The 16852-nt window shown below is 72.4% G+C and carries 14 protein-coding genes; 1 reads left to right on the plus strand and 13 read right to left on the minus strand.

All coding sequences use genetic code 11. The features are described 5' to 3' along the window. Positions 1 to 150 precede the first annotated feature (150 nt). The 12 genes from OJ997_RS34340 to OJ997_RS34395 all read right to left on the minus strand — a co-directional run bounded on the left by OJ997_RS34340 (position 151) and on the right by OJ997_RS34395 (position 13710). Complete coding sequence (locus OJ997_RS34340) at positions 151 to 1428, minus strand: SWIM zinc finger family protein (protein WP_270029955.1); 1278 nt, start codon at positions 1426 to 1428, stop codon at positions 151 to 153. Continuing rightward, positions 1421 to 1783: a cupin domain-containing protein gene (locus OJ997_RS34345; protein ID WP_270029956.1), complete on the minus strand. Its 363-nt coding sequence runs from the start codon at positions 1781 to 1783 to the stop codon at positions 1421 to 1423. The genes OJ997_RS34340 and OJ997_RS34345 overlap by 8 nt, the downstream gene beginning before the upstream one ends. 13 nt (positions 1784 to 1796) lie before the next feature. Next, entirely contained in the window at positions 1797 to 2252 is a 456-nt protein-coding gene (locus tag OJ997_RS34350; RefSeq protein ID WP_270029957.1) for a hypothetical protein, read from the minus strand. Next, on the minus strand, positions 2245 to 2709 hold the full coding sequence (gene ispF, locus OJ997_RS34355) for a 2-C-methyl-D-erythritol 2,4-cyclodiphosphate synthase (protein ID WP_270029959.1): 465 nt from the start codon (positions 2707 to 2709) through the stop codon (positions 2245 to 2247). Before ispF ends, OJ997_RS34350 begins: the two co-directional genes overlap by 8 nt. Continuing rightward, positions 2709 to 3539, minus strand: coding sequence for a histidinol-phosphatase (locus OJ997_RS34360; protein WP_270029960.1), 831 nt, complete (start codon positions 3537 to 3539; stop codon positions 2709 to 2711). The genes ispF and OJ997_RS34360 overlap by 1 nt, the downstream gene beginning before the upstream one ends. 34 nt (positions 3540 to 3573) lie before the next feature. Continuing rightward, the gene (locus OJ997_RS34365; protein ID WP_270029961.1) at positions 3574 to 4251 is read right to left on the minus strand and encodes a hypothetical protein; all 678 of its coding nucleotides are present in this window, start codon (positions 4249 to 4251) and stop codon (positions 3574 to 3576) included. A gap of 200 nt (positions 4252 to 4451) precedes the next feature. Then, positions 4452 to 5072: a 2-C-methyl-D-erythritol 4-phosphate cytidylyltransferase gene (ispD, locus tag OJ997_RS34370; RefSeq protein WP_270029962.1), complete on the minus strand. Its 621-nt coding sequence runs from the start codon at positions 5070 to 5072 to the stop codon at positions 4452 to 4454. Between the two features lie 19 nt (positions 5073 to 5091). Then, positions 5092 to 5673, minus strand: coding sequence for a CarD family transcriptional regulator (locus OJ997_RS34375; RefSeq protein ID WP_308213602.1), 582 nt, complete (start codon positions 5671 to 5673; stop codon positions 5092 to 5094). A gap of 52 nt (positions 5674 to 5725) precedes the next feature. After that, a complete protein-coding gene (gene disA / locus OJ997_RS34380) occupies positions 5726 to 6838 on the minus strand; it encodes a DNA integrity scanning diadenylate cyclase DisA (protein ID WP_121252203.1) in 1113 nt (370 codons plus the stop codon). Between the two features lie 89 nt (positions 6839 to 6927). Next, positions 6928 to 8286 carry a DNA repair protein RadA gene (radA, locus tag OJ997_RS34385; RefSeq protein ID WP_270029963.1) on the minus strand — a complete coding sequence of 453 codons (1359 nt, stop codon included), beginning with the start codon at positions 8284 to 8286 and terminating at the stop codon, positions 6928 to 6930. 367 nt (positions 8287 to 8653) lie between these two features. Then, positions 8654 to 12109 (minus strand): ATP-binding protein, encoded by a 3456-nt coding sequence (locus OJ997_RS34390; RefSeq protein ID WP_270029964.1) that lies wholly within the window; start codon positions 12107 to 12109, stop codon positions 8654 to 8656. A gap of 437 nt (positions 12110 to 12546) precedes the next feature. Beyond that, entirely contained in the window at positions 12547 to 13710 is a 1164-nt protein-coding gene (locus OJ997_RS34395; protein WP_270029965.1) for a cystathionine gamma-lyase, read from the minus strand. Positions 13711 to 13772: 62 nt separating this feature from the next. Between OJ997_RS34395 and OJ997_RS34400 the strand changes: the two genes are divergently transcribed. Further along, the gene (locus OJ997_RS34400; protein ID WP_270029966.1) at positions 13773 to 14324 is read left to right on the plus strand and encodes a hypothetical protein; all 552 of its coding nucleotides are present in this window, start codon (positions 13773 to 13775) and stop codon (positions 14322 to 14324) included. Here OJ997_RS34400 and OJ997_RS34405 read toward each other — a convergent pair. Next, on the minus strand, positions 14321 to 16711 hold the full coding sequence (locus tag OJ997_RS34405) for a penicillin acylase family protein (RefSeq protein WP_270029967.1): 2391 nt from the start codon (positions 16709 to 16711) through the stop codon (positions 14321 to 14323). The genes OJ997_RS34400 and OJ997_RS34405 overlap by 4 nt on opposite strands. Positions 16712 to 16852: the final 141 nt, after the last annotated feature.

Consider the following 16852-nt stretch of genomic DNA (forward strand, 5'->3'; position numbering starts at 1 on the left):
CCGCCGAGCTCCTCGTCACGATCCTCGAAGAGTGGCCCGACAACGCCACCGCCGCGCGCGACACGCCGCCGCCCACCACGTCCCGCCCGCGCGACGACGCGTCGCCGCCGACCGCGGCTCGCCCGTCCGTCGCGCATCGCTCGGCGGCGTTCACAGCGCGACCATCCGCTCACCGTCGCCGGCCGCCAGCGGCGCGAGGGCTTCGCCGTTCCACATGCCGAAGACGGACAGCGGGCGGCCGCCCCCCAGGGCGACCAGGCGCCAGCGGGCGCGCATCGAGCCGCGCAGCGGGAGGGCGCCGTCGTCCGCGCTCACCGCGTCGACGTCGGCGACCGCGCTCGCCAGCGCGACGGGCCACTCGTCCAGCCAGGGGTTCGCGGCCACCGCCGCGGCGGTCGCGGCCAGCGCCGCCTCCACGCCGCCGTGGCCGAAGCGGCCCGGGGCGTCGTCGAGCGCGCCCGTCTCGTCCAGGATCGCCCGGAGGGGCGTCGCGCCCGGGTAGAAGGCGAGGCCGGCGCGGAAGCTCGTGCCCGCGGGCGGCCGGACCGTCAGCGGGGCGCCCGGCGGCGCGAAGTCCAGCAGCAGTGCCGGCCGCTCCTCGTCGAGGCCCCACAGCCAGGTGCGCTGCACGCGCAGGCGCTCCTGCTCGAGCACGACCCGCGCGAGCACGGCCCAGCGGTCCTCGACGCGCGGGCCGGCCAGCACGTCCTCGCGCCCGGCGTTCCAGCCGAGCAACGTCCGGACCTCGTCGCGCAGCGGGCCGTCCGGCGCGGTCGCGTACGCCTCGCACAGCAGGTGCAGCAATCCCATCCCGGACAGCAGGCGCTCCGGCCAGTCGTCCGGGCGGGCGGCCGCAACGCCGCCGAGCGACCGCAGCCGCGAGGCCGCGCCGGGCGCCTGCGCGTCGACCATCCGCGCGGCGAACCCGTCCCACTCGTCCCAGGCGTGCAGCCGCGGGGCGCCGAGCCCGCCGCGCACGGCGTCGCGCAGCCACAGGCGCAGGTCCTCGACGCCGCCCGCCACCCGGGCCTCACGCTCCGCGGCGCGCCGCGCGGCGGCCTCGGGGTCGCGCACCGGCTCGCCGGGCTCACGCGGCGCCGGCCGACTGGACCGAGCGCCCAGCCACTCGACCACGCGCTCCGGCGGCTCCCCCGCGGCCACGTCACCCGAAGCCCGCAGCAGCAGCAACGCCAGCACGTGCTTGCAGGGGATCTTCCGACTCGGGCACGAGCACTTGAACGCGGGCCCGTCCTGATCCACGGCCACCTCGTAGGGCTTCGAGCCGCTCCCCCGGCACAGGCCCCACACCGCCCGCTCGTCGGACCCCGTCTCGGTCCACGGCGCCGGCCGGGCGAGCTTGCGCGCCGCCGCGACCGAAGCCGCGTCGGGCGCAAGCCCTTCGACCGTCGCCGCCGACCAGTCAGTCACCGGTCGGCTGCACCCCGGCGGGCTCGACCATCAGGATCACGGTGCGCCCCTCGGGCGCCCGCGTGCGATGGACGACGCCGCGCGGGACCGTGTAGCCCTGGTGCGGGTCGAGCGTGACGGTGTCCTCGCCCTCGATGTCGATCAGCAACCGGCCCTCGAGCACGAGGAAGAACTCGTCCTCGACGTCGTGCTTGTGCCAGTGGAAGTCGCCGTCGAGCACCCCGAGCCGCACGACGCTGTCGTTGACGGTCGTGAGCGTCTGGTTGAACCACGGCTCGTGCGCCGCGGCCTCGGCAGCGACGTCGATGAACGCCGACTGGCCGAACTTGTCGTCGAGATGGATGTCGTAGCTCATGCCACCAACCTTCTCAGACGCCGCGCGCCTGCTCGGCGGCGCGCGTGAACAGCTCCACCGCGCCCGGCTCCATCGCCCCGCCGTAGGCCCAGCCGAGCTCGACCTCGTCGTCGAGCTGCAGCTCCATCACGAACCCGTAGGCGCCGATCGAGAACTCGCCGAAGCGCTCCGCGGCCTCGTCGACCCAGTGCTCGATGTGCGCGCGCAGGCCGTCGGCGGGATCGCCCGACTCCTCCTCCGGATACCCCTCGACGAACGCGACGTCCTTGTCGAGCAGCTCCTGGAGCACGGTCTGGAGCGCGTCGTTCTCCTGCCCGCGGGCCGGCAGCGAGTCGAACGTCTGCAGCCACTCGATGCCGAGCACCTGGTCGCCGAACTTGGCCACGGCCTCGGCCACGCTGTCCGCCCGCGTGCCGGCGTAGACGAACTCGCCGGGGACGTGCAGCAGGGCGACGTAGAGCTCAGCCACGGTCCAGCGTCGCGACGGCCATCGCCGCGACGCCCTCCTCGCGTCCGACGAAGCCCATCCGCTCGCCGGTCGTCGCCTTCACGTGCACATCCGCCCCCACCGCTTCGCTCAACACCGACATGATCGCCGCCCGGTGCGGAGCGAGCTTGGGCCGCTCCATCATCACCGTCGCGTCGACGAACTCGACGCGCCACCCTTCTGACCGCACGCGTGCGACCGCCTCGCGCAGCAGCGCGATCGAGTCGGCGTCCTTGAACGCCGCGTCCGTGTCCGGGAAGTGCTGGCCGATGTCACCCATCGCGGCGGCCCCCAGGATCGCGTCGGTCACGGCGTGCGCGAGCACGTCCGCGTCGGAGTGCCCGTCCAGCCCGCGGTCGTGAGGAATCTCGATCCCGCCGAGCACGAGCCGCCGCCCCTCGGCGAAGCGGTGCGAGTCGATCCCGAGCCCGGACCGCATCAGCCCAGCGGCTCCAGCCGCCGCTGGCGCTTCTCGAACACGGCGATCTCCTTCACGCCGACCTCTTCGAGCACCTTGACCGCGTCGTCGTAGCGGTACGCGAGGTGGTCGGTGATGTGCGCGTCGGAGGAGAGCGCGATCGGGATGCCGGCGTCGACCGCCATCTCCAGGTACGGCCGCGACGGGTACAGCTCGCCGACCGGCTTGCGCAGGCCCGCCGTGGAGAGTTCCATGGCGACGTTGCCCTCGAGCATCGCCTCGACCGCCGGCTCGTAGAAGTACCGCAGGTCCTTCTCCGGGAGCGGGCGGCCCTTGCCCCAGATCTTGACCAGGTCGGGGTGGGAGATGATGTCGAAGAGGCCACAGGTCGCGGATTCCGCGAGCGCCTCGAAGTACCGCGTCCAGACGCGCTCGGGCGACATCTCGTAGCGCCAGATGTCGGTCTCGTCGTTGAAGTCGACCGCGTGCTCGCCGAGGAAGTGCACGGAGCCCACGACGTAGTCCCAGTCGTGCTTCTCGAGCAGGCCGCCCATGCGGTCCTCGGTGCCCCTGAGGTAGTCGGCCTCGAGCCCGAGCTTGAGGTCGGTCTCCTCGCGCACGAACTCGACGTAGCGGTCCAGGTCGTCGACGGCGCTCTGGCGCCAGAACGGGTGCTGCCACACGTCGAGCGCGGCGGTGAAGCGATGGACGTGCTCAGCTACCCCGAGCTCCGCTACGCCGCGTTCGGTCGCGACTTCGCGGTAGCGCTCGGCATTGGCGGCGGTGAAGTAGTCGGAGGCCGTCGAGTCGTTCCCGTCCGGCCGCAGATGCACGTGGTAGTCGGTCAGCATTCGTGCGTATCAGGATCGCACGCGCCCCTTGTGGCTATCCGAGCGCGACCGCGACGACCCGCACGTCGTCACCGTACGAGAACCCGACGACGCCGCTGGAGGCCCCGAACCCCAGCCGGACGGCATGCGTGCCGGCGGGCACGTCGGGCAGGATGCCGACCAGGTTGAGCGGCGCGGCGACGTTCTCGCCCGCGGCGCCCTCGACCTCACTGGCCAGGCCGGGCACACCGGCGCCGCCGACCGTCGCCCCGAACGTCCGCGTGCACGGCGACGCGCCGCACGAGATCCGGAACGTCCCCGTGGCGTACACGAGCACCTTGCCCGGCTGCGTGAGCGTGACGCTCGTGGGGCTGCCGAGGCCGCTCGTGTTCGGCGCCGTCGCGGTGAGGCTGAAGCCGCCGACCCCGGCCGACGTCGGCCCCGGCGCGCCCTGCGGCCCGGCGGGTCCCTGCGGCCCGGTCGCACCGCCGGCACCGTTCGCGCCGGCGGGCCCCTGCGGACCGGCCGGGCCCGGCAGCCCCGGCGAGCCCTGCACCGTCCGGTTGAGCTTGCTCTTGAGCGCGGTCGCGAGCTTGGCCTCGGTCACGGCCTTCGCCTTGAGCTGGGTCGTGCCGACGCTGTTGCGCGGGAGCGTCGCCGCGTACGAGGTGCCGCCGAGCGCGATGAACAGCGCGAGCAGCGCGATGTGATGGCGACGCAGGTAGCCGAGCATGCGCGCGAGCCTCTCAGCCCGCGCTCACCACTCGCTATGCCCGTTCGGCCAGGGTGCGCTGAGGCGTGATCGGTGCGTCTGATGTGGTGCAGCCGCCAGTGCCTCGGGCCGCACGCGAGAGCGATGCGTGCGCCAGCACGTGAGCCGAGTGGGTGGCGCGAGGTGCCGCGGATGTGCCGCAGCAGGCGTATCGGGACGCTTCAGCGTGCCCGCAGCAACAACTCGGCGATGCGCAGGTCGTGCGGGGTCGTGACCTTGAAGTTCGCGGGCGAGGCCTCCACCACGCGAACCGTGCCGCCGGCGCGCTCGACCAGGGACGCGTCGTCGGTCGCCGTCGCGAGCACCGAGGCGTCCACGTTGAGCGCCGCCTCCAGCGCCGCGCGCCGGAAGGCCTGCGGCGTCTGCACCGCCCACAGCCGTGAGCGGTCGTACGTGGCGACGACGACGTCGCCGTCGGCCTCTTTGATCGTGTCCGTCACGCGGGCGGCGGCGATCGCGCAGTCGGCGGCGCTCAACGCCTCGACCACCTCGACGAACAGCGACGGCTCCACCAGCGGCCGCGCCGCGTCGTGCACGACGACGTCGCCATCACCCGAAGCCGCGTCCAAGGCCGCGCGCACGGACTCCGACCGCGTCGCCCCGCCGCGCACACCCAGGCACCCGGCGGGAGCCGCGCCGCTCTCGGGCAGCGCGACCACGATCTCCTCGATGCCGGCGGCACGCAGGGCGTCCACCGACCACTCGATCATCGGGCGTCCGGCGACCGGCACGAACGCCTTGGGTATCGCCGCTCCGAGCCGCGAGCCTGAGCCCGCGGCCACCAGGAGCGCGATGGGCCGGCTACTCAGCCGAGGCCGCGGAAGCGGCGGCGAGCTCTTCGGCCGTGCGCAGGAGGATCTCGTCGAGGTAGGCCTCGGCCTCGTCCTCGGTCTTCTCCAGCGCGTACATCATCTCCGACGCCAGGATCTTCTTGGCGCGCGTGTACATCTGCTTCTCGCCCGTGGAAAGACCCTTGTCCTGCTCACGGACGGCGAGGTTGCGGACGACCTCGGCCAGCTCGTAGATGTCGCCGGTCTTGATCTTGTCCCGGTTGTGCTTGAAGCGCCGGTTCCAGTTCTTCGGCATCTCCGAGACGTCGTCGGCAAGAACGGCGAGGACCTTCTTGACGGTGTCCTCATCGATCACGCGGCGCAGACCGGCCTTGCCGGCGTTCGCACACGGGACCATGACCGTCATGTCGTTGTGGAGGATCTTGATCGTGAGGTACTCGCGCACCTCGCCGAGAATGTTCTTCTCCTCCTTCTTGACTACCTGGCCCGCCCCATGATGGGGGTAGACCACGTTGTCACCGATCTCGAACTCGATGTTGACGATTTCGCGCTCGATGTCGAGATCTTCGAGCTCAATGGCCGTATCGGAAATGGGGGTTCCTCCGTTCAACGCTGTGGTCCGGCTGCCGGACCGCTTGCTGAGTTCAGGTTTGCAAGTACCGGTCCACGAGATTGATCTCCTGCAGGCGGCGAAGACCCTCGCGGATGTCCTTCGCCCGGATTTCACCGACGCCCTCGACCGACTCCAGCTCGGGGTCGGTGGCGGCCAGGATCTCGTCCAGCCCACGGAACTCGCGAACGATGTTCTGCACCACCAGCTTGGGAAGCCTGGGGATGCGACCGAGAATGCGGTACCCGCGGGGCGAGACGGGATAGTCCAACGTGTTGACCTTGCGGTCGTAGCCGAGCAGCTCGGCGAGCCGACCGAAGTCGAGCAGGTCTTGATGCGGGAGGCGCGAGATGCCGTCGAGCGCCATCGCGAACGCGTCCTCGACCGGATCGGCCAAGTAGTCGTGCAGCAGCGCGGCCTTGTCGCCCGCGACGCCGACCATCGTCTCCTCGAGCTGCATCTCGATGAGTCGGCCTTCTGTGCCGAGCTCCACGATGTAGCGCTCGATCTCGACCGCCATGCGCGTGACGAGCTCCGCGCGTTGCAGCACGGTCAGCACGTCGTGCAGGGTGACCCCGCCCTCGAACTCGAGCGCGGTGAGACGGGTGGAGACCTGATCCAGGCGGGTGCGGTACTTGTCCAGCGTCGCCAGGGCCTGGTTGGCCTTGGCGAGCACCGCCGGGATCTCTTCAAGGATGTACTTCGCGCCGTCCACGTAGAGCGAGACGACGTCGCGCCGCTGCGAGACCGCGATCACCAGCGCGTCGGTCTGCTTGGAGATGCGCTCGGCGGTGCGGTGGCGCGTGCCGGTCTCCGACGTGAGGATCGTCGGGTCGGGCATCAGCTGCACGTTGCACCAGGCGATCTTCGTCGCGTTGGCGTTCAGCGCGATCGCGCCGTCCATCTTCGCGAGCTGGTAGACCAGCGCCGGCGTGTAGTCGATGTCCAGGCGGATGCCGCCCGAGAACAGGAACGCCAGCTCGTCCGGGTCTCCGATGACAAGCAATCCACCGGTGCGGGCGTGGACGATGTTGTCGATCCCTTCCCGCACCGCGGTGCCGGGGGCGACCATCTCGAGGGCCTTCACCAACCGGGGCTCTTGCCGCGCTTCGAGCTCATTGAGCTCTTCCCCTGATCGCGGCTGCATCACGATGTAATTCTAGCAGTTACTTAAGCGCTATTTAGCCCCTATTTTCCCTGCTACAGAGCCAAATTCCGCCGCTTGACGAATCTCTCTCAGGCTGCTACACGTGAAGGTGGTGCACCGAGCGCGGCACGTACCGCCGCCCGCAGCGACGGGGTCTCCGCACCCGGCGCGATCACCGGTTTGAGGCCGAACTTGGCCGCTTCCGCGAGCCGCCGATCGGCGTGCGCGACCGTTCGCAGCTCGCCCGTCAGGCCCACCTCGCCGAAGCACGCGATCGGGGCGAGTTCCCCCATGGTCACGCCCCGAACGGCGCTCGCCACGGCCAGCGCGACGGCGAGATCTGCTCCCGGCTCGTCAATTCTCACTCCGCCCGCGACGTTGACGAACACGTCGGAAGTGCCCGCCCCGATCCCGGCGTGACGCGCGAGCACCGCGAGCACGAGCGCGAGCCGGTTGCGGTCGATCCCGTTGACCACCCGCCGCGGCGGCACGAGCTCGGAAGGAGAGACGAGCGCCTGCACCTCCACGAGCAGCGGCCGTGAGCCCTCCATCGCCGCCAGCACGACGCTGCCGGGCGCGCGCGTGGCCTCGCCGACAAAGCGCGCAGACGCGTCCTGCACCTCCACCAGGCCGTCCGAGCGCATCTCGAACACGCCGACGTCGTTGGTGGACCCGAAGCGGTTCTTGAGCGCCCGCAGCGTCCGGTACGTGCGCTCGCGCTCGCCCTCGAACTGCAGCACGCAGTCCACGAGGTGCTCGAGCACGCGCGGGCCGGCGAGCGCGCCCTCCTTGGTCACGTGGCCCACCAGCAGCACGGCGATGTTGCGCTGCTTGGCCACGCGCGTGATCCGGTCGGCGACCTCGCGCACCTGCCCGACCGACCCCGCCGCGCCGGTGAGGTCCGACGCGTGCAGCGTCTGCACCGAGTCCACGACGCACACCGCCGGCGCCTCGGCCTCCATCGTCGCCAGCACGACGTCCAGGTCGGTCTCGGCCAGCACCGGCACCTGCAGCGCCGCGCCGGGCAGCCGCTCGGCCCGCAGCCGGATCTGCGCCGCGGACTCCTCGCCCGAGATGTACAGCGTCTTGTGCCCGGCGCCCTCGAGGTTGCCGAGCGCCATGTTCGTCAGCGTCGACTTGCCGATGCCGGGCGAGCCGCCGAGCAGCACCAGGCTCCCGGGCACGAGCCCGCCGCCGAGCACCTGGTCCAGCTCGCCGATGCCGGTCTTCAGCCGCGCGTGGCGCTCCGCCGCGACATCGGAGAGCCGCGTCGGCCGGGACGCCGCCGCGCGCGTCGCGCCGCCGCCACGCCCGCCCGCCGCGACGGGCTTGACCTTGGCCTCCTCGTTGAGCGTGTTCCACTCCCCGCAGCCCGGGCACTGCCCCATCCAGCGCGGCGTCTCCGCGGCGCACGAAGAACAGACGAAGACGGAGGTCGCGCGGGCCATGTTGTTCACGGTAGGCCGCGGGGCGGACATGTTCGCCCCCTGCGCGCGGGTGGGGTGGCTAGAGGGTCCGCGCGGCTGGGGCGGGCGCCGTTGCGAAGCCGAAACGTAACGGCCAAGGCCCGCCGATGGGGTGGTGAGCCTGCCGCGCGGCAGGGGTTAGGTCGGAAAGCTTCCTCAGAGGCAGCTTTCCGACCGCACCCCCCGTCCCAGCGTGGGGGGTGCCGTCGCAAAGGTGCGCATGGCGAATGGTTCCGACGGCACCCCCCGAACTGCGCACCGCGCGGGTGGCTCCCCACCCCTATCGGTGCGGGTGTTGCCGTTACGTTTCGAATTCGCAACGGCGCCCACCCAGAACAACGCGGCCCCTCTAACCAGCCGAAGTGGCAGCCGGCACCAAACGACGAGCCCGTTCCGCCAAGACGACCATGCCCAGCGCGTCGGCCACCACGACCGCGTCCGCCAGCATCTCCGCGGCGCGCTCAGCGTCGCCCGGGGCCCGGCGCGCGAGCAGCAGCTGCGCGAACACCACCTGGGTCCGCGCGTGCCAGGGCTTCGCGCCCATCGCCAGGTGCATCTTCTGGGCGGCCTCGTAGTGGCGCTCGGCGAGGTCGTAATGGCCCTGCGTGGCCGCCAGGAAGCCCAGCAGCCACGAGGCGCAGCCGTTGAACGACGCGTTGCGGCCGACGACGATGTTGCTGCCGGCGTACGGCTCGATCAGCGCGTACAGCTCCGGAGCCCGCGCGGCGTCGCCCAGCGCGCCGCACACCTCGGCCAGCAGGGTCACGGCGACGAGCCAGTTGGCGTCGCGCGGGATGTTGAAGCCGCCGACGGCCATCGCCTCGAACTCCGTGCGGGCCTCTTCGGGGCGGCCGAGCTCGACCAGCAACAAGGCCAAAGAGCTGCGCCAGGCGGGGATCGCCGGGTACAGCTCGATGAAGTTGCGCACCGCGCCCTCGACCTCCGCCAAGCGGCCCTGCTCGCGGCGGATCGAGTACATCTCCTGCGCGTAGTAGTGCAGGGCGTTCTCGGCCTGGCCGCGCTGACCGATCACGAGCGTCTCCTGCGCGAGCCGCTCGGCCTCGTCGAAGCGCCCGTCGAGCTGCGCCCGCGCGCCACGGAACAGCGACGCCCACCACAGCCAGATCGGCCGGTGGAGCGCGTCGGCCAACTTGCTGACCGCGGCGATCTGGATGTCCACGCCGTCGATGTCGCCGAGCTCCATCAGGTCGATGATCGTCCACGCCGCGCCCTGCAGCTCGAGCTCCGGGTCGCCGGTCTCCTCGGCCACCTCACGCAGCTCCGCGGCCACGACGAGGCGCTCCTCGACGTTCTCGGGCCGCCACAGCGCGTAGTGGCGGGCGTCCAGGCAGGAGGCGAGCGTGCGCGGCTCGCCGATCCGCCGCGCGATCCTCACGGCCTCCTCGCTGAGGGACAGCCGCAGCTCCGGCTCGCCGGCGTAGTAGAGCTCCAGCGACATGCGGGCGAGCAGCCGCGCGCGCAGGGGCGAGTCGTCCTCGGGCAGCACCTCCATCGCCTCGTCGAGCAGCGCGACGCGCTCGGGATCGGAGCGCGACAGCGCCGACCAGGGACCGGCCTGGCCCAGCACGCCGCGCGTGAGCAGGATCGGATCGCCGAGCTGGCGCGCCGTGCGGATGCCGGCGCTGAAGCTCTCGCGCGCCTCCTGCTCGAGCCCCGCGCGCTCCTCGGACGCCCCGAGCGCCAGCAGCAGCTCCGCGCGCACGTGGTCGTCGACGGCACCGGAGAGCTCCCGCGCCCGCAGCGCCGCGCGGTAGTGCTGGGCGGCCTCCTCCCACGCCAGCATCCGGTCGGCGCGGCGCGCCGCGGCCAGAGCGAAGTCGATCGCGCGGTCCGGCCGCTCGACCGGCGCGGCCTGCGCGAAGTGATGGGCGAGCAGCGCGAGGTGCGGATCGAGGTCGCCACCGCGGCGCTGGACGAGCGCCTCGCCGACACGGCCGTGCAGGCGCGCGCGACGCAGCTGGGAGATCTGCTCGTAGAGCGTCGCGCGCACGAGCCCGTGCGTGAAGCCGTAGCGGCCGACGTGCCCGATCTCCCGCAGCACCCGCGCCTCGACGCCCTCCTCCAGCGCCTCTACGAGCTCGTCGTCGCCCTGGGCGACCACGTCCGCGAGCACGTCGTAGTCGAACTCGCGCCCGATCACCGAGGCCACGAGCAGGACCGCCCGCGTGGGCTCGGAGAGCCGCCGCAGCCGCCGCGAGGTGACCTCGCGCACGCCCTCCGGCACGCCCGCCTCCTCCAGCGTGACCTCTTCGCTCAGCGCGCCCGCCGAGTCGCGGATGTGGCGCACGACCTCCTCGATGAAGAACGGGTTGCCCTCCGTCTCCCCCGCGAGCGCTCGCACGAACGACGCCGACGCGGGCGAGCTCGACAGGTCCGACACCAGCTCGGCGACCTCGGCCTCGGCGAGCCCGCCCAGCTCGAGCCGGCGCATCGTGCCCTCGCGGCGCAGGTCGCCGATCAGCTCGTGCAGCGGGTCGCGGTCGGAGATCTCGCTCTCGCGGTAGGTGCCGAGGAACAGCGCACGCCGGGGCGCGGGGGCGCGCACGAGGTGGCGCAGGAGCTGCAGCGTCGGGCGGTCGGCCCACTGCAGGTCGTCGAACACGAGCACGACCGGCGCGTCGGTGCCGATCTCGCCCAGCAGCGCCGCGACGGCGTCGAAGAAGCGGAAGCGCTGCGCGTCCGCCTCGCCGCCGCCGAGCCCGGCCGAGTTCGTGTTGTGGTCCGCGGGCGGCGCGCCGAACTCCGGCAGCAGGATCGAGAGCTCGGTCGCGCGCGGGCCGAGCCGGTCGCGGAGCACGTCCAGCGGCGCGCCCGCCGACCAGCCGCGCAGCATCTCGACCACGGGCTGGTAGGGCGTCAGGGTCTCCTCGTCGAAGCGGCCGTAGAGCACGGCGGCGCCGTCGCGGTGGGCGAGCTCCGCCACCTCGGCCGCGAGCCGCGTCTTGCCGATGCCCGCGTCCCCGGCGAGCAGGACGAGCGCGCGCTGACCGTCGGCGGCCTCCCGCCAGCAACGCTCCAGGAACGCCAGCTCGACGCCGCGCCCGACCAGCGTGTGCCGGTCCACCGCCGCGGCGAGCGGCGACGGCCACGGCGCGGGGTCCAGCGCGATCGGCGTCGGGGCGGGCGCGACGACGCGCGCCGCGGGGGGCGGCTCGCCGCGCAGCACGCGCTCGAAGACGGACATCGCGGCCTGCCCAGGCGTCGTGCCGAGCTCCTCGCGCAGCAGCGAGCGCAGCTCCTCGAACGTCCGCAGCGCCTCGGCCGGGTTGCCCGCCGCCTCGTGGATCTCCATCAGCAGCCGGTGGGCGGACTCGCGGAACGGCGCCGCCGCGATCGCCGCCCGGGCGGCCTGCTCCGCCGAGCCCAGCTCGCGGCCGCCCTGGCGCAGCCCGGCCTCGGCCAGCATCTCCAGCCCGCGCAGCCGGAGCGTCTCCAGCTCGCGCCGCTGCTCGGCCGCCCAGCCGCCCTCGGCGTCCGGCAGGAACGTCTGCAGGTCGGTCGCGAGCGCCTCGCGCGTGCGGGTGATGGCGAGCGCGTGGTCGCCCGCCTCCATCGCCGTCTCGGCCTCGACGATCGCCCGGCGGGAGACCTCGATGTCGACGACGACCGTGCCCTCCAGGTGCAGGCGCAGCTCGCCGCGGCCGGTCAGCACGCCCTCGCCCAGCGCGCGGCGCAGCTTGGACAGCAGCGCGCTCAGCGCGGAGTCGGCGGCGGCCGGCGGACCCTCGGGCCAGAGGGCGTCGACGAGCTCGTCGCGCGGGCAGCCACGGCTACGATTGAGCACCAGGTAGGCGAAGAGCAGACGCCCTTGTCGTCCTGGCAGCCCTGCGTCCAGTCGAGCCCCGCTCGCCTCGACGAGAACGGGCCCGCAAAGCCGGATGTCCCACCCTGCATCCACCGTGTAGCGGCAAGCTACCGCCTCGCCAAGGTTTCTCCAAGGTTTAAGCAAGCGGAGAAGCGCATCATTCCGTTCAGCGGTTGACGGAATGACCCCCCGTCAGCCGTCAGGCGACAAGGATGTCGGCAACATAGGCGGAGGCTGACTTTGGCTCGGCAGCCCACCCGTCATGCACTCAGGGATCGCCTGACCAGCGATTCCCTCCTCCATAGCGGCGCCGGAGTTCACCCTCCACCGGCGCCACGAGGCGGGCGCCGATTGACCCCCGGCCCACCGCTTCCAAGGACTCGAATGGCCCGCCTTCCTCGGCGGGCCATTCGACCTTAAAGGGCCTGGAGGAGATCGGCGACGAGGTCCTCGGGGTCCTCGATGCCGGCGGAGTAGCGGATGAAGCCGGCCGGGACGTCGTCCGTGCCCCAGCGCTCGCGGCGCTCGGCGGTGGCGTGCACGCCACCGAAGGAGGTGGCCTCGGCCACGAGCGAGCAGCGGGCCAGGACCTCCTGCGCGCGCGTCTCGCTCTCGAGCACGAAGCCCACCAGGCAGCCGTGGTGGAGCATCTGGGAGGACGCGGCGTGGTCGGACGGGTGGAAGACCTCGATGCCCTTCCCGCGGAGCGCGTCCGCGACGGCCAGCGCGCCGGCGCTCGACCGCTCCAGCCGCAGCGCCAGCGTCGCGAGCGAGCGGTGCGCGAGCCAAGCCTCGAACGCGCCGACCACCGAGCCCGACTGCGAGCGCCAGCGCTTGAGCGCGTCGACGAGCTCACCGTCGCGGGTGGAGACCACGCCCAGCAGCACGTCGGAGTGCCCGCACAGCGTCTTGGTGCCGCTCATCATCGCGATGTCGGCGCCGAGCGCGAGGCACTGCTGGCCGAGCGGCGTCGCGAGCGTGTTGTCGACCGCCACCAGCGCGCCGGCCTTGTGCGCGGCGGCGGCGATCGCGGCGATGTCGCACACGTCGAGCCTCGGGTTCGAAGGCGTCTCGATCCACACCAGCCGCGCGCCCTCGGCGGCCGCGCAGATCTCCTCCGTGTCGGTGGAGACGAACTGCACCTCGACACCGGTCGGCGCGAGGCGCTCGGTCGCGATGAAGCGCACGCCGGGGTAGCCGTCTCCGACCGCCACGAGCTTGTCGCCCGGCTTGAGGACCGTAAACAGCACGGCCGCGACGGCCGCCATCCCGGACGCGAACACCAGCGACGTCCCGCCCTCGAGCGTCCCGAGCGCCGACTCCAGGGCCGACCAGGTCGGGTTCGCGTCGCGGCCGTAGCCGAACTCGTGCGCGTCCTTGGCGCCGCGCAGGTGGAACGGCGCCGCGAACACCGGCCCGCCGAGCAAAGGAGCGCCCTGTTCGAAATCAGGCAATCCGGCGTGCACGGCCCGCGTCGAAGCCCCGTAGAGCGCTCCGTCGGATGAAGCGCCGGGTTCCGGGTAAAGGGTCAATCGATATTCCTCATCAAGGGGGCACAATGAAGATCCACCGGCCGTCACCGTCCATGGTGGTCGCCGGCATCGCGCTGTTCGTGTCGTTGGGTGGCACGAGTGTCGCAGCCGTGAGTTACGCAACCCGCGCCGGTTCGGTCGACGGCAAGAGCGCCGTCTACTCGGGCGCGAGCCTCAGCGACGCCGCTGGAAAGCTCGTCGCCACGAACCGATCCGGTTCCGACAAGGGCCGCCTGCCAGGCAAGTTCCTGGCCGACGTCGCCCACTCGCAGTCCTTCAACCGCGGGTTCGAGGTCGCCGACAACGCGCCCGGCGCTCCGCAGCCGATCACCAACATCAGCGGGCTCGGGGCGTTCACCGCCACCTGCAACGACCAGAACGGCGCCGCGGGCAACGAGGACCCGGCTTCCGTGCTGGCCTTCAACAACACCTCCGGCCGTGCCGTGACCGTGGCCCGGCGCGTGGGCAACGGCGAAGGCGCGGTGGAGATCATCCCGAACGGCACGGTCTCCTCGCTGAGCATCGGAGGCACCAACACCTACACGTTCCACATCGCCTACGGCGACAACAACGCGATCATCCAGGGCGCGGTCGGGCAGAACGGCCGCGGCACCGCCGCGGCCACCTGCTCGTTCTTCGGCTACGTCCTACAGATTCTCTAGCGGGCCCGGTGGCGATCGAACGAGATCACCTGCTGGATCCCGCTCGGCCGGTTCGTGTAACGGATCGTCGTCGGTAGGAGCCCCGGGCGGAACGCGATGCGCTCCAGCGTCGCGTCCGCCCGGAGCGCGTCCGGCTCGCCGGGCACCGCGTCCAGCGCCGCCCAGATCGCCCCCGCGCACCTGGCCGCGTCCCCGCCGCCGCAGTAGCGCTCCTTGAACGGGTCGCGGTACTGGGTGCCGACGAGCCGCCCGAGGTCCTTCTCGAGGTACCAGAAGCCGCCACCGGTGAAGTCGCTGCCGGTGCCGGAGTCGTCGCCGACGAACGCCTGCAGGCCTTCGACGGGCATCGCCGCCGCCCACAGCCGCGGGTAGAACGCGTCCCAGATCGCGGGCGCGGGGCCGGCGTCGATCACGCCGTCCAGGTCGCGGTCCAGCCGGGAGGAGCCGCCGGCGCGCCAGCCGACGAGCAGCTCGAGCATCCGCGCCGCGCGGGGCGTGGCGCCGGTCGGGTGGGCTTTGAGGAGCTTCTCGATCACCGGCGTGAGCGCCACGCTGCGCAGGTCCTGCGTCGCGGCCGCGTTCATCGCGCTCGTCACCGAGGCGAGGTCGTGCACCTGGCGCTTGGCGATTCCGGCGTCGAGCATCCGCACGCGCTGCGTGGAGCCGTAGCTCCAGTTGTCGTCGGCGGCGCCCCAGCCGGGAGCCGGGCGGTTGTTCCAGTTCACGAGCACGCCGGTCGACGGGTTGGCCTGGTACGGGCGCTCGGCGGGAGCGAGGAAGCCGCGCCACTCGTACTCGCCCGTGCCCTTGACCGGCAGCCGCGGGTCGACCGAGGCCGGCCGGATCGGCAGTCGGCCGGCGGAGTACATGGCGATGTCGCGATCGTCCGCGTAGCCGACGTTGAACGTGAACGGCGAGCTGGCGAGCGCCTTGCGGAACGTCTGCGCCGAGCGCACCTTGCCGGTGGTGAGGTCGCGGAAGCCGAGCTGCCAGAGGATGTCCTGGCCGAAGCTCGCGCGCTTGCGCGAGACCGCGACGGTGCGCCCGCCGACCTTCGCGTAGCCTGTAACCGGGCCGTGTACGGTCGTCCGGTAGACGACGCGCCCGACGTCCTTGATCGTGCCCGCGTCGACCCGGCCCATCGTCCGGCAGCGGCCCTTGTAGCGGTACTTGGTCTTCGAGCCGCCGCACAGCGTCTCGACGTAGGTGTCGACGACGTCGGAGCCGGCGGAGGTCAGCGACCACGCGTAGTCCTGCCCGCGCCCGATCAGGATGTTGCCCGCGAAGCCCGGGGCGGTCGCGCCGCGCGCCTGCCCGCCGGGCCAGCTGATGTCGGCCTCGAGCGTGAGGCCCGGGTACGTGTAGCCGATCTGCGGGCCGCCCACGAACAGCGGATGGCCGGTCGTGGAGCGCTTGCCGCTCACCAGCAGGAAGTTGCTCGCCCAGTCCGGGACGCGCGCCGCCCGCGCGAGGCCCTGCGGGCCGGCCGGCTTGAAGGAGCCCGCGTCGAGCACCGCGTTGCCGCGGCCGCCGAGGTTCGCCTTGCCGTACCGGAAGGTCTTCGTCATCGTCGACGGGGCGTCGCGATCGGCCAGCTCGGAGAAGTCGTCGAACATGCGGTCGCCGCGCGCGCGGCCGTACTTGTTCCGGAGCGTGGAGAGGAACTGCGAGCGCAGCGCCTCGTCACCGCCGCCCTCGCCGAAGATCTCGCCCGTCACCGCGTTGGCGGCGAACACGTCCACGCGCGTCCACGGCTTCGCGGGGCTCTTCTCGGCCTTCAGCCGCGCGTTGATGCCCTGGAGGTAGACGTCGATGTCGTGCAGGAGCGCACGGCCGGGGGCGCCTGCCTGACGCAGCGCGCGCATGCCGTTGCGCTCGATCATCCGGTCCACGGCCTTCGTCGGCGTGTACTGGCGCAGGTTGATCACGAGGCCGAACGCGTAGATGTTCGGCGCGTCGATCGCGGCCAGCCGCGCGGCGTCGCGCGCCTGGGCGAGCAGCAGCCCGCGGTCCTGCTGGAGCAACCAGCCCATCGCCCACGTGACGTCGTCGCGCGAGCGGCCGGTGATGTGCGGGACGTTGAAGCGGTCGCGCACGACGGTGACGCCGGCGCGCGGCATCGGCTCCGGCCGGGCCGGACCGTCGGGCCCGACCCCGAAGCCCGCGTGCTTGAACTTGGAGAGCAGGTCGGCATCGGTGACCTGGTCGAAGAGCGGCGTGAGCGCGTCGTACATCAGCGCCTGCTCGTCGGCGCCGGCGGGCACCGGGACCGACCCGTACTGGCCGGAAGGAATGATGTTGCGCGCGAAGGCGGCGTAGTCGTCCGCGGCCGCGGGGGCGGCGGAGACGAAGAACGCCGCCGCGGCAAGCGCGGCGACTCTGGACATCCGCGGCACGCTACTGCCGCTGCCGCTACCGTGCGGCGGATGCCGCGCACGGCGCTCGCCCTCGCGATGGCCGCCGTCGCGTTCGCCACCCTCGCGCCAGCCGCCGCGCCCATCGCCGCCGCGCCCGTCGGCGCCGCCGCG

The organism is Solirubrobacter phytolaccae, from assembly GCF_027587195.1.
In the GTDB taxonomy this organism is placed as follows: Bacteria; Actinomycetota; Thermoleophilia; order Solirubrobacterales; family Solirubrobacteraceae; genus Solirubrobacter; species Solirubrobacter phytolaccae.